The following is an 11,681-nucleotide window of genomic DNA, read 5'->3' as shown; positions in this document are numbered from 1 at the left end:
CTGCTTAACCTGCAAATCGATCTAAATTCGAGAACAGTTCTGTCGTAAAAGACACAATTGTTGAAAGCATCCATGGACCAAACACAACGAGTCCAATGAGTACTGCAACAATCTTAGGAATAAACGCAAGCGTCTGTTCTTGAATTTGGGTTGTCGCCTGAAACACACTGACAATCAGTCCCACAATGAGTGCGAGCGCTAGAAGCGGCCCACTCACAAGCAATACTACATACACTGATCTTTCAGCCATCGTAATGACAAATTCTGAACTCATGTTTTAAGCACCTACTCTAAAAGCTTTGCAGCAAAGATTTAACTATCAAATACCATCCATCGACTAAAACAAATAACAATATTTTGAAAGGGAGTGATATCATAACCGGCGGAAGCATCATCATCCCCATTGACATCAGAACACTTGCGACCACCATGTCAATAATTAAAAATGGAATAAAGATCATAAAACCAATTTGAAATGCCGTCTTTAATTCTGAGATGGCAAAAGCGGGAACCATCGCCGTTAATGGAATATCTTTAATCGATTCAGGTGTATCCATTTTTGCGTAGCTAAGAAATAAAGCCAAATCTTTCTGTCTTGTATGTTTACTCATAAACTCTTTAATCGGCACTTCGGCTTTTTCATACGCCTGATTTAACGTGATGTCATCATTTAAAAGCGGCGTGAGCGCCTCTTTATTAATCTGTGAGAACGTGGGTGCCATGATAAAAAATGTGAGAAACAAAGCAAGTCCAACAAGCACTTGGTTTGGCGGCATTGAGTTGGTTGCAAGTGATGTTCTGACAAATGAAAGAACAATCACAATCCGTGTAAAACACGTCATTAAAATGAGAATGCCCGGTGCAACCGAAAATACAGTTAAAAGTAATAGAAGACGGACAGATGTGCTAATATTTCCTGCACCGCTGGAATTAAATAAATCGATAAACTCATTCATTTTGTTTCGGGCCTTTCTTTCTGACTTCTGATTGGGTCTTTTTCAATTCGGCTAGCTGCGCCTTTAAATTGGCTGAAAAAGAAGAAGTGGTCGGCTGATCATGTTTCTTTACCTGCGAGGTGAATTTTTGAACCATTTTTGGTAAATCGGTCTTACTCTCCATCGCTTCTTCATATTGTTTTACGATTGCTTCACATTCTTGTTCATCATCAATTTCTTTTAGCAGCTGGATTGAATCTGCTACGCCGACAACTAATACTCGTTTGCCCACCTTGATCAGCTGGACTGAACGGTTTTGTCCGACTGTCGTTCCGCCAATATTTTCAACATAGCGAAATGGTTTGAGTAAGCGGTTTTGCTTACCAACAAATCTCACCAATCCATAAATAAGCAGGATGACAAATAGTAAGGCACCAATCATTTTGACAAAATCCATAATGGAGACAGAAGAAGAGGGAACTTCTTCTGCCGGATTCGTTTGATTGTCAGTGGTTTTCTTCTCTGTATCCTTTTTGCTTTCTTTCTCATCTTTGAGCCAGTCATTCACTGTGCCATTCTCAGGATCTTTCGTTTCAGCAAACAGTGAGGCAGGCTGCATCGTCAAGAAAAGCATAAAACTGATCATTGCTATACATATCAAACGTTTTTTCAACAAATCTTACACCCTTTTTTAGCCTAACGTTTTATTAATTGCTTCAAGTACACGGTCTGCCTGGAATGGCTTCACGATAAAGTCTTTTGCGCCTGCTTGGATCGCGTCAATAACCATTGACTGCTGTCCCATTGCAGAACACATGATGATTTTTGCAGAAGCATCGATTTGTTTAATTTCTTTTAGTGCAGTGATTCCGTCCATTTCTGGCATTGTGATATCCATTGTGACAAGATCAGGAGATGTTTCTTTGTATTTTTCAACTGCTTGTGCGCCGTTTTCTGCTTCTCCTACTACATCAAATCCGTTTTTTACAAGAATATCCTTGATCATCATTCTCATGAATGCTGCATCATCTACGATTAATACCTTAGTAGCCATTTACTTATTCTCTCCCTGTATGTTTGTTTATTTTAAATTAGAAAGTCTTTCTGACTGGCTTAAAATGTCAGTCACACGAACACCAAAGTTCTCATCAATGACAACGACTTCCCCTTTGGCGACGATTCGTTTGTTAACTAGAATGTCTACTGGCTCACCAGCAAGTTTGTCCAGTTCAATGATACTTCCAGCTGAAAGCTCAAGAACTTCTTTCACACTGCGCTGAGTTCTTCCAAGTTCCACCGTAATGGAAAGCGGAATGTCCATCAGCATATCAAGATTTCCAAGCTGGCTTGTTGTATGCTGAGGCTCACTGAACGCTTCAAATTCGACTGGCGCCACATTTACAGGTGCTGCCGGCTTCGCCTGTCTTTTCGGCGGTGCTGCTTGCTGCGCTGGGGCAGACTGCGTTTGCGGTGCTGCCAGCTGAGGTTCAGGTGTGCTCACTTGAGCTTCTTGAACAGGCTCTTCTTCATTCGCAGGGACTGTTAATTCTGCGATTAAATCCTTCGCAAATGTAATAGGATAAAGCTGCATAATATTTGAATCGATCAGTTCACCTATTGTTAATCTGAAGGATACTTTGACAAGCATTTCTTCAGCTGGAATACGGTCTGTCCCTTCTCCTTCTTTCACATCAAGTAATTCGACGCGCGGCGGAGAAATATCAATCTTTTTATTAAAGACTGTCGACATAGACGTCGCAGCAGAACCCATCATTTGGTTCATCGCTTCTTGCACTGCACTTAAATGAATTTCGCTTAAAGAAGGGTCAGCATTTGTCCCGTCTCCGCCCATCATTAAGTCCGCAATGACTGCTGCATCTGTTTGCTGGATAACAAGCAGGTTACTTGCGCTGAAGCCTTCTGTATAATTCACTTCAATAGCGACATACGGATGAGGAAATTCCTCATTCAGCTTACTTTTTTGAATCACTGTAACCGTTGGAGTTGTAATCTCCACTTTTTGATTTAATAGGGTTGAAAGTGCTGTTGCAGAGCTGCCAAATGAAATATTACCGATTTCTCCAATGGCATCTTGCTCCATTGCAGAAAGGATTGTATCAGGCTCTATATCATCATTGCTGCCTCCTTTAAGGAGCGCATCGATTTCGTCTTGTGATAATTTACTTCCGTTATTCTCCATCTTCTTCACCTCTTATGTCGTGATCTAGAATTTGAATCGCCTGTTTCCGATTCACGCGGCCGGCCTGTCCCAAGAATTTCGGTTTATTTCCGACCATAACAGTAAGAGGCGCATTTACTGGTTTGTCCAAGGCAATACAATCACCAATTTCCAAATTCAAAAACTCTTCCACCGTCATTTCCGATTGTCCCAGCTCTGCGACTACCGGTATTTTTGCCTTCATAATCCGTTTTTCAATGGCCTTTGTCTCTTGCTGTTTTGGTTCATTTCGTTCAGACTGCATCCAGTAGTGTACAGACAGCTTCGGAATAATAGGCTCTAATACAACGTGAGGAATACATAGGTTAATAACCCCGCTTACCTCGCCAATCTGTGTATTAAGAGAAATGACGACAACTGTTTCGTTTGGTGACACCATTTGAACAAACTGGGGATTTACCTCGAAATCTGCCATTTCAGGCTCGATGTCGGTTATGGACTGCCACGCTTCTCTGTAATTTTCCAAAGCTCCCTCAAACATGTTTGAGATAATCTTTGTTTCAATTTCTGTAAGTGATTCTGTCTTATTATGACTAATGCCAATCCCGCCCATCAGCCTGTCCATCATCGCATAGCCGATTGTTGGGTTCACTTCAAGCATGATTCTTCCTTCAAGCGGGCTGACATAAAATAAGTTTAATAATGTCATATTAGGAATCGAACGAATAAATTCTTCGTATGGTACTTGGTCAACCGAGCTGACAGTAATTTGAATATATGATCTTAGCTGCGCTGAAAAATGCGTGGTGAGCAGTCTAGCGAAGTTATCATGAATCCTTGTTAAACTTCGAATCTGGTCTTTTGAAAAGCGCAGTGCACGTTTAAAGTCATACACTTTCACTTTTTTCGTCGTTTCTTCTTTTTTCAGCTCTTCTGCATCCATTTCGCCTGTTGAGATGGCGGATAATAATGCGTCGATCTCATTCTGGGAAAGCACTTCTCCTGACATTTCTTCACCTCCGTCGCGTTAATTAATCGCCTCTATTGCAGATTAAAGGAGGTTATATATACTTCTTTCACCTTGCCATCTTGCAAATAGTTATTCACTTTGTTTTTGACTTGTGTTTTAAAATGTTCTCTGCCTTTTTTGCCATCAAGTTCATCTGCATTCGTGTCTGATAAAATGTCGATTACAGCATCTTTTACTTGGAAACTTCTTTTCTCAAGCTCTGATTTTGCCTTTTCAGAGTCCGTTTCAATATTCAGGACAAGTTTGACAGCATTTCCTTCAGATTTTAAATTGGTGATAATCTCAGGAATTTCAACAGAAGCTTTTACGACTTCATCTGCTGTTGGCTCTTTTTCAGCTTTTGCTTCGTCTGACCCATTCAGCAGAAAAAAGATGCCTGCTCCAATTCCGACGATGGCAATAATCATGATTAGCATTACTACGACTAATTTCTTCTTCATTCAAATTCCTCTATTCCTTGATTCAATGAAATGACTTGGATTTTTCTGTAGAAAGAAATGATTTTCTCTTGAAGCTGCTCTTCATCTTCTTTCACAACGAATTTCTTTCCATTGGCCAAAGTAATGGTCGTGTCTGGAAAACTTTCGATTTGCTCGATATGGAGAGCGTTCAGCATAAATCCTTTGCCATTTAATCTTGTCACTTCAATCATATTGAGCAGAGAAGCGATCATCCGCTCCCCCTACCTCCTATCGTTTCAGATTCACAAGCTCTTGCAGAATTTCATCAGAAGTTGTGATCGTCTTTGCATTCGATTGGAATCCGCGCTGCGCGATAATCATTTCGGTAAACTCGTCTGTTAAATCAACGTTTGACATTTCAAGTTTCCCTGTTTGAAGTTCACCTGTTCCTTGAGTTCCAGGAGCGATGGCATTACTTGGTGCACCGGAACTGAGCGTTTGGCGATATAGGTTATCCCCAATCTTATCTAATCCTCCTGCATTACTGAATGACACAAGTGATATTTGCCCAACAGTACGAGAAACGTTGTTCTCAACAACAGAAACGGTCCCATCTGGCCCAACACTGACACTTGACACATTGTCGCTTGGAATGTTGATTCTTTGTCCATCCATGCCAAGTAGATAGTTTCCATCAGGTGTTGCCAAATCCCCATTTGAATCAGGTTTGAAGTTCCCTGTTCTTGTAAATAGGATTTCACCTTGCTTTTGAATACGGAAAAATCCATCTCCATTAATATAGAAATCATATGGTTCGTCTGTATTTTGAGAAGAGCCTGGTTTCATGATTTTATCAATAGAAGATAAAGATGATCCTAAACCAACTTGTTTTGAGTTGATCGAACCAGAATTGTTCGTCGGTCCACCTGAGCTTGAAATGGTTTGACTGACCATATCTTTAAACGTGATACGGCTTTTTTTGTATCCGTGTGTATTGACGTTGGCTACGTTATTGGCTACCACATCTAATTTTGTTTGGAAGTTTTTCATTCCGCTAATTCCTGAGTAAAGTGAGCGTAACATTTATTTTCCTCCTCGAATTACTTCGTTTTTTCTCCAACTGCTGTAACGTCCCAAGGGCTGATTTTCGTTCCATCTTCCAAAATAAGCAAGTATTCATTGTCTATGTTTTTAACAGACTTCACAGTGCCCGATATCTCTTTATCATCCAGCTTGCCCGATACTTCTTTACCAATCCAGCCTACATACGTCGTAAACGGATCTTGGTGTGCAACAAATGTAGACATGAGCTGATTCAGCTTGGTGATCGAATCGTTCATATTGGTTTGCTGTTCTAAAGATGAAAAAGTGGCAAGCTGCGTGACAAACTCACGGTCATCAAGTGGGTTTGTCGGATCTTGGTTTTGAAGCTGTGTGAGCAAAATTTTCAAGAATTGATCTTTGCCGAGCGTATCTGTTTTCTTTTCTGCTTTTGAAGAAGTGTCTGTTTGTGCGGCTGTTCTATTCGTAGCATCAACTGTTGCCATTAGATCTCCTCCTCTTCTTCATCTGACCCAACAAGAGCATCTAGGACATCTTGGAATTCTGCTTCCTGTTCATCAGTCTGCTGGAAATTCTGTCCTTTTGGCTGCTGCTGCTTGTTTTCTTCACTAAACTGTCCAAATAACGGCTGCTCATTTGATTGAAGCGGTATATGGAAACGGTCCACTTGAACCGACATATTCGGAAGCGCCTGCTTGAGCTGCGGAAGGTGATGCTCTAACAGCTCTTTTGCTGCTTGCGTCGAGGCAGTAATTTTACTCGCATACATACCGTTTTGTTTCGTTAGCTGAATGGTAATAAATCCAAGATTTTCAGGATTTAATCGAACGGTAAACCGTCCGCTTGAATTGCCAAACGGCGTGAATTTCATTTGCTTCCACGTGTTTAGAATTTGCTGATCAACTGTTCCTGGCTTTTCATCCGTCGTTTGTGTCTGCTGAACAGGAGCCGCTGACTGCAGGTGGAAAAACTGCTTATGACCTGGCAGAAGCGAGTGGGTCATTATTTTTTCAGAAGCTGGCGCAGCAGTGCTTTGTCCTTTAACGACTTCTTTTTTGATGAGCCACTCAAGAGATGCATTCCCTTTTGCCGGAGAAGCGAGAGTAGATTCTTGTTTTGGAGAGACCAGTTCCTTCAACTCTCCTAGTGAAATTTTCCACTCTTTGTCAGATCCTTTCGCACTCGCCATCATATGATCGATTAACTGATTAAAGTGCTTTAGCTCACTTTGAGTCATCGAATTCAGCTTTGGTGCTGAACCCTGCGAAAAGAACTGCTCTTTTACTTGCTGAACGAGTTTCTCATCTACCCCGTTTTTCGAAAGAAAGTCGATGAAGTCTTGACCTTTTCCTTCAATATCCTGCACAAGTTTCGCATCAAAGCTGAGCGGCTGTTGATTAAGCAATTGATAGATGAAAAAGTGGACTTGTATGAGCTGTTCACTATGTTCAGAACCTGGCTTTTCAGCTTGATCACCGTAAATGGAAGATTCCATTTTTTGAAATAATTCTTCAAGTGACTTGAGATCAGTTGCTTCAAGTGTTTGACCTTGTAGTGTTTGAAGCGCACTTAGTAGATCTGCGCTCATTCCTTCTTCAGGTGATTGCATCCATTTTTCAATGATCTGCATCGCATCATTGATAGAAAGTGAGGTAGAAGCGGCTGTCTCAGCATCAACAGGACCGCTTTGGGCGCCTGCTCCGCTAAGTAATTGTTTAAACAAACCGCTGGCAGTTGCCGCGCCGCCTCCCTTTAGTCCCGAGAGACCTTGAGAAGATTGCTGTAAGGCTGCAATATCCAATAGCTTCACTTATTGTCCACCCCCATTTTCACGTTCTTCTTTTTTGGCAAGCTCTTTTGTAAACGTTGCTGCCTTCTGAGGTGTCAGTTTTGCTAATATGTCTGTCAGTTTATTTTTGCTCAGCTCTTCAAGGATTTTTAATGCCTCTTTATCACTTAGTTCTGATAAAATTTTGGCGGATTTCCCTGGGTCCATGCTTTCATAAATGCTGGCGATCTTTCCTTTTGTCTGCTGATTAGAGGATGCCGCTGCATCAGAGGACTCCGCTGCCGAGTTATTACCTGACGTATTATTTGATGAGCTGTTATTCGATGAACTGTCATTGGCTGACGTATTCTTTGCATCATTTTCAGATGTTTTTTCAAGTGAGTTGATTTTTTGATTCAGTCTTTTAATCTCTTCATCACTTGTTTTCAAATCTTTTTGTGCAATTTCGAGCTCATTTTTTTGCTCTTTAATAGTCTTTTTCAGTTCTTTCAACTCTGCATCGCTTTGATCATTAGGTGAAGATGACGTTTTTGAGGTGTCATCTGAACCAACTAAGCTGCTGATCACCGGAATGTTTTGGAGCGGTTTTTTTAGATCAAAACCTGCCATATAAAGGATCGTGCCAGTGACAATCACAAGCACAATCAATGGGATGATGACAATAAACAAGATCCATTGAAATTTCCCGCCGCCTGATTCCTTTGTTTTTTCCTTCTTAGGCATTCATCTCGACTCCTAATGTCCTTGAAACATGAATTGGCTGATAGAGATATCATCCATTTCTTTCATTTCAATTGCCTTATGTTCAAGGGAAAACTTTTCAAATTGCTTTTCTTTCATTTTTTCAAACTTTTTAAACTCAATGTTTTTTTCAGTTAAATCAGATTGTTTTTCATTCATTTGATGACGTTTCATGATCACAAGCTGCTGATAATGCTGAATGGTGTTATCTAAGTTGGTCACAAATTGCTGGTAATGACGCATTTCTTGAACACTCATTCCACTTCTCAGCTTTTCTTCTTTGCTTTTTTCCATTAGCTCTTTTTTACTCATATTTTCATAGAGTTTTTCAGCGACTTGCTCAAATGCCGAAACGGATTGTTGGTACGCTGCAAGTGACTTGTCTTTTTCACTTTCTTTCAGTTCTAAGAGCTTTTGAAATTTGTATTGATATCTCACTGTTTTTGTCAATCCTCTCTATTCATCAAACTGAGCAATAAACTCACACTGTCTTCAATAGATACAGCCTCTTCTACATCCTGCTTTAAAAATGAAATCAGATGAGGGTAAGCCTGCATGGCCTCATCAATATCTTTGGAGGAGCCTTTTTTATATGCTCCTATATTAATGAGGTCTTCAGCGTTTTGATAAGTGGATAAAAGCTGGCGGAACCGGTTAGCCGCTTCCTTGTGATCATGACTTGCGATATTGCTCATGACACGGCTGATACTTTTCAAAATATTAACAGCGGGAAATTGTCCTTTGTTGGCTAAAGCACGATCAAGGACAATGTGGCCATCCAGGATCCCCCTCACTGTATCAGCGATCGGTTCATTCATATCGTCCCCATCAACAAGAACTGTGTAAAACGCTGTGATCGAACCAAGCTGATTTGTTCCAGTTCGTTCGAGCAATTTTGGCAGTATAGCGAACACTGATGGTGTATATCCTTTTGTTGTTGGCGGTTCGCCAGTTGCAAGACCTATTTCCCTTTGCGCCATGGCAACCCTCGTAACAGAATCCATCATGAACATGACATTTTTGCCTCTATCTCTGAAATATTCCGCAATGGCTGTTGCAGTATAGGCAGCTTTCAGTCTCGTCAGTGCAGGCTGGTCAGAAGTTGCGACGACAACAATTGATCGCTTCAGTCCTTCAGCACCTAAATCCTTTTCAATAAACTCACGAACTTCACGGCCACGCTCTCCAACAAGGGCAATCACATTGAGGTCTGCTTCTGTCTGCTTTGCAATCATCCCCATTAAGGTACTTTTTCCAACACCACTTCCGGCAAAAATCCCGATCCTTTGACCAGTGCCAACTGTGAGCAGACTATCAATGACTCTAACGCCGACACCCATCTTTTCTCGAATAGGCGGTCTGTCCATCGGATTTGGGGGTGATTGATCTGTCGAAACAGGTGCAAGTCCTTTCGGAAGCATACTGCCATCAAGCGGATCACCGAAGGCATCAACGACTTCACCAATTAATCCAGTCCCTACTTTGACCTTCAGCGACTCACCCGTCGCTTCCACAAGACTTCCTGGTGAAATATTGGATGCTTCTACATAAGGCATGAGCAGAATGTTTTCATCTCTAAACCCTACGACCTCTGCTTTGATCGGATGGTGCTTGCTCCCTTTTTTATGAATGAGACACACGTCACCGATCGAACTCTCCGGCCCCTTAGATTCAATCATCAGCCCAACCACTCGGTTGACTTTTCCAAATCGTTTATAAGGATCAGCGGTTTCAATCGTTTCTTTTAACACATCCATTTTCATTTGTGATCACCTGAATCAATGACTTCTAATAATTTTTCTTTCAACTGATTCAATTGGGTATCAACACTCGCTTCCACTTTTCCAAAACTTGTTTCTACGTAACAAGTTCCTCTTGGCGCTTTTTCATCCGAGTAAATGGCAAGATGTGTATCCTTTTGAAGGATTCTAATCAATTCGTCTTTATATTCCATCACATGCTCGTAATGTTCAGGGTCAACATAGATGGAAATATCGTCATATTCTTTCACTTCTGAAATGACCTGCTTCACAAGAGCCAAAAATTGATCTTTCGTCTCCTCTGCTGCATTCCAAACGCGTTTGGCGAGTTCAAAAGCAAGTTCCACAATTTGCTCAGCAGAGCTTTCAATTTTTTCTTCGTAGTCCTGCCTTGCAAGACCGGCGATGTCATTTGCTTGATCAAGAATAGCTTGGTACTGCAAATTCGCATCTGCTTCGCCCTTTTGAAAGCCGTCTTGATAACCTGCTTGTTTCGCTTCTTCAATGAGCTGTATTCTTTCTTCTTCAAAATCAGTTCTGCGCTGATTGATTTCAGCCATTGTTTTTTCCAGCTCACTGTTTGCTTGTTCTAATATGCGGCTCGCCTGATCTTCTGCATCACTAAGTACAAGCTGTGATGCCTCGGTTTCATTGACAAGCTCTTCTTCGTGATGTTCTCTTTTAAACTCCACTTGCTGTAAAGGAATCGTTTGCCGTCCTTGTTCAGGAATAACAGATGTTTCATGTTTGATAATCCTAGACAATGATATCGTCTCCTCCGCCTCGAGCTATGACGATTTCTCCAGCTTCCTCAAGTCGTCTTACGATGCTGACAATACGGGTTTGTGCTTCCTCGACATCTCTAAGCCGGACAGGCCCCATAAACTCCATTTCTTCCTTGAATGTTTCGACCATCCGCTGTGACATGTTGCGGAAGACAATTTCTTTGACCTCTTCGCTTGCCACTTTGAGTGCGAGCAATAAGTCATCATTTTCAACATCTCTGATGACACGCTGAATCGCTCTGCTGTCAAGAGTGACAATATCTTCAAAGACAAACATACGTTTCTTAATTTCATCAGCAAGTTCAGGATCTTGAATTTCAAGTGTGTCTAAAATGGTCTTCTCCGTAGCACGGTCTACACCATTTAGCACTTCCACAACCGCTTCGACTCCGCCTGTTTGCGTGTAGTCCTGCGTAAAGGTTGAAGACAGCTTTTGTTCAAGAATGCGTTCCACCTCATTGATGATCTCTGGAGATGTGCGGTCCATTAAGGCAATACGTCTTGCAACCTCAGTTTGTACTTCCTCGCCTAATTCAGATAAAATTTGCCCAGCCTGCACTGGATCCAGGTAGGAAAGGATGAGCGCAATCGTTTGTGGATGCTCATGCTGGATAAAGTTTAAAATTTGTTCTGGTTCAGCCTTTCGAGCAAAATCAAATGGTTTTACTTGAAGAGAGGATGTTAACCGGTTTAAGATGCTGTCCGCTTTGTCCTCACCAAGCGCTTTTTCAAGCACTTGTCTTGCGTACATAAGACCGCCCTGCGATATGTAGTCCTGCGCGATGGCAATGCTGTGAAACTCTTCGATGATTTCATCTTTTTTAGCAGTATCTACACTTCGTACATTGGAAATTTCTAATGTTAATTTTTCTATTTCGTCTTCAGACAGATGTTTGTATACAGATGCTGACACGTCTAGCCCTAAGGAAATCATTAGGATTGCTGCTTTTTGTCTGCCTGTTAGTCGATTTGGATCTTTTCTCGACATGTGTATTCCTC

Annotated in this window: 16 protein-coding genes; all 16 read right to left on the bottom strand. The window is 41.4% G+C overall.

Annotation, left to right across the window (positions count from 1 at the left end; translation table 11 throughout):
- Window positions 1–4: 4 nt before the first annotated feature.
- Genes fliQ through fliG form a run of 16 tightly spaced genes read right to left on the bottom strand, consistent with a single transcriptional unit; the run spans window position 5 to window position 11,670 of the window.
- Window positions 5–274, bottom strand: a complete 270-nt coding sequence (gene fliQ / locus NST59_RS08015; protein WP_003211206.1) for a flagellar biosynthesis protein FliQ — start codon at window positions 272–274, stop codon at window positions 5–7.
- Window positions 275–290: 16 nt separating this feature from the next.
- Window positions 291–956, bottom strand: coding sequence for a flagellar type III secretion system pore protein FliP (gene fliP, locus NST59_RS08010; protein ID WP_008354479.1), 666 nt, complete (start codon window positions 954–956; stop codon window positions 291–293).
- Complete coding sequence (fliZ, locus tag NST59_RS08005) at window positions 949–1,608, bottom strand: flagella biosynthesis regulatory protein FliZ (RefSeq protein WP_039178546.1); 660 nt, start codon at window positions 1,606–1,608, stop codon at window positions 949–951. The genes fliP and fliZ overlap by 8 nt, the downstream gene beginning before the upstream one ends.
- Before the next feature lie 18 nt (window positions 1,609–1,626).
- Entirely contained in the window at window positions 1,627–1,989 is a 363-nt protein-coding gene (locus tag NST59_RS08000) for a response regulator (RefSeq protein WP_007499584.1), read from the bottom strand.
- Between the two features lie 27 nt (window positions 1,990–2,016).
- Complete coding sequence (gene fliY, locus NST59_RS07995; protein WP_144494940.1) at window positions 2,017–3,135, bottom strand: flagellar motor switch phosphatase FliY; 1,119 nt, start codon at window positions 3,133–3,135, stop codon at window positions 2,017–2,019.
- Window positions 3,125–4,123, bottom strand: coding sequence for a flagellar motor switch protein FliM (gene fliM, locus NST59_RS07990; protein ID WP_024424167.1), 999 nt, complete (start codon window positions 4,121–4,123; stop codon window positions 3,125–3,127). The genes fliY and fliM overlap by 11 nt, the downstream gene beginning before the upstream one ends.
- A gap of 32 nt (window positions 4,124–4,155) precedes the next feature.
- A complete protein-coding gene (fliL, locus tag NST59_RS07985) occupies window positions 4,156–4,584 on the bottom strand; it encodes a flagellar basal body-associated protein FliL (RefSeq protein WP_024424168.1) in 429 nt (142 codons plus the stop codon).
- Window positions 4,581–4,796 carry a flagellar FlbD family protein gene (locus NST59_RS07980; protein WP_008344794.1) on the bottom strand — a complete coding sequence of 72 codons (216 nt, stop codon included), beginning with the start codon at window positions 4,794–4,796 and terminating at the stop codon, window positions 4,581–4,583. The genes fliL and NST59_RS07980 overlap by 4 nt, the downstream gene beginning before the upstream one ends.
- A gap of 37 nt (window positions 4,797–4,833) precedes the next feature.
- The gene (gene flgG, locus NST59_RS07975; RefSeq protein ID WP_039178534.1) at window positions 4,834–5,628 is read right to left on the bottom strand and encodes a flagellar basal body rod protein FlgG; all 795 of its coding nucleotides are present in this window, start codon (window positions 5,626–5,628) and stop codon (window positions 4,834–4,836) included.
- Between the two features lie 17 nt (window positions 5,629–5,645).
- The gene (flgD, locus tag NST59_RS07970) at window positions 5,646–6,092 is read right to left on the bottom strand and encodes a flagellar hook assembly protein FlgD (RefSeq protein ID WP_039178531.1); all 447 of its coding nucleotides are present in this window, start codon (window positions 6,090–6,092) and stop codon (window positions 5,646–5,648) included.
- Complete coding sequence (fliK, locus tag NST59_RS07965; RefSeq protein ID WP_126681805.1) at window positions 6,092–7,417, bottom strand: flagellar hook-length control protein FliK; 1,326 nt, start codon at window positions 7,415–7,417, stop codon at window positions 6,092–6,094. The genes flgD and fliK overlap by 1 nt, the downstream gene beginning before the upstream one ends.
- The gene (locus NST59_RS07960) at window positions 7,418–8,119 is read right to left on the bottom strand and encodes a MotE family protein (protein ID WP_126681804.1); all 702 of its coding nucleotides are present in this window, start codon (window positions 8,117–8,119) and stop codon (window positions 7,418–7,420) included.
- Between the two features lie 12 nt (window positions 8,120–8,131).
- A complete protein-coding gene (fliJ, locus tag NST59_RS07955) occupies window positions 8,132–8,575 on the bottom strand; it encodes a flagellar export protein FliJ (RefSeq protein ID WP_024424173.1) in 444 nt (147 codons plus the stop codon).
- Window positions 8,576–8,583: 8 nt separating this feature from the next.
- Window positions 8,584–9,900 (bottom strand): flagellar protein export ATPase FliI, encoded by a 1,317-nt coding sequence (fliI, locus tag NST59_RS07950; RefSeq protein ID WP_024424174.1) that lies wholly within the window; start codon window positions 9,898–9,900, stop codon window positions 8,584–8,586.
- On the bottom strand, window positions 9,897–10,661 hold the full coding sequence (gene fliH / locus NST59_RS07945; protein ID WP_144490552.1) for a flagellar assembly protein FliH: 765 nt from the start codon (window positions 10,659–10,661) through the stop codon (window positions 9,897–9,899). Before fliH ends, fliI begins: the two co-directional genes overlap by 4 nt.
- Entirely contained in the window at window positions 10,654–11,670 is a 1,017-nt protein-coding gene (gene fliG / locus NST59_RS07940) for a flagellar motor switch protein FliG (protein WP_039178520.1), read from the bottom strand. Before fliG ends, fliH begins: the two co-directional genes overlap by 8 nt.
- Window positions 11,671–11,681 lie beyond the last annotated feature (11 nt).

Source organism: Bacillus sp. FSL R5-0439 (assembly GCF_038008805.1).
In the GTDB taxonomy this organism is placed as follows: Bacteria; Bacillota; Bacilli; order Bacillales; family Bacillaceae; genus Bacillus; species Bacillus safensis.
Note: the sequence above shows the minus strand (reverse complement) of the source record. Positions and strands in the feature narration are given on the sequence as shown.

Bases quoted from the DNA above. Each gene is read 5' to 3' on its own strand.
- fliI (WP_024424174.1), bottom strand. From the start codon at position 9,900: ATGAAAATGGATGTGTTAAAAGAAACGATTGAAACCGCTGATCCTTAT.
- flgD (WP_039178531.1), bottom strand. From the start codon at position 6,092: ATGGCAACAGTTGATGCTACGAATAGAACAGCCGCACAAACAGACACT.
- NST59_RS08000 (WP_007499584.1), bottom strand. From the start codon at position 1,989: ATGGCTACTAAGGTATTAATCGTAGATGATGCAGCATTCATGAGAATG.
- flgG (WP_039178534.1), bottom strand. From the start codon at position 5,628: ATGTTACGCTCACTTTACTCAGGAATTAGCGGAATGAAAAACTTCCAA.
- NST59_RS07980 (WP_008344794.1), bottom strand. From the start codon at position 4,796: ATGATTGAAGTGACAAGATTAAATGGCAAAGGATTTATGCTGAACGCT.
- fliP (WP_008354479.1), bottom strand. From the start codon at position 956: ATGAATGAGTTTATCGATTTATTTAATTCCAGCGGTGCAGGAAATATT.
- fliG (WP_039178520.1), bottom strand. From the start codon at position 11,670: ATGTCGAGAAAAGATCCAAATCGACTAACAGGCAGACAAAAAGCAGCA.
- fliL (WP_024424168.1), bottom strand. From the start codon at position 4,584: ATGAAGAAGAAATTAGTCGTAGTAATGCTAATCATGATTATTGCCATC.
- fliM (WP_024424167.1), bottom strand. From the start codon at position 4,123: ATGTCAGGAGAAGTGCTTTCCCAGAATGAGATCGACGCATTATTATCC.
- NST59_RS07960 (WP_126681804.1), bottom strand. From the start codon at position 8,119: ATGCCTAAGAAGGAAAAAACAAAGGAATCAGGCGGCGGGAAATTTCAA.
- fliQ (WP_003211206.1), bottom strand. From the start codon at position 274: ATGAGTTCAGAATTTGTCATTACGATGGCTGAAAGATCAGTGTATGTA.
- fliY (WP_144494940.1), bottom strand. From the start codon at position 3,135: ATGGAGAATAACGGAAGTAAATTATCACAAGACGAAATCGATGCGCTC.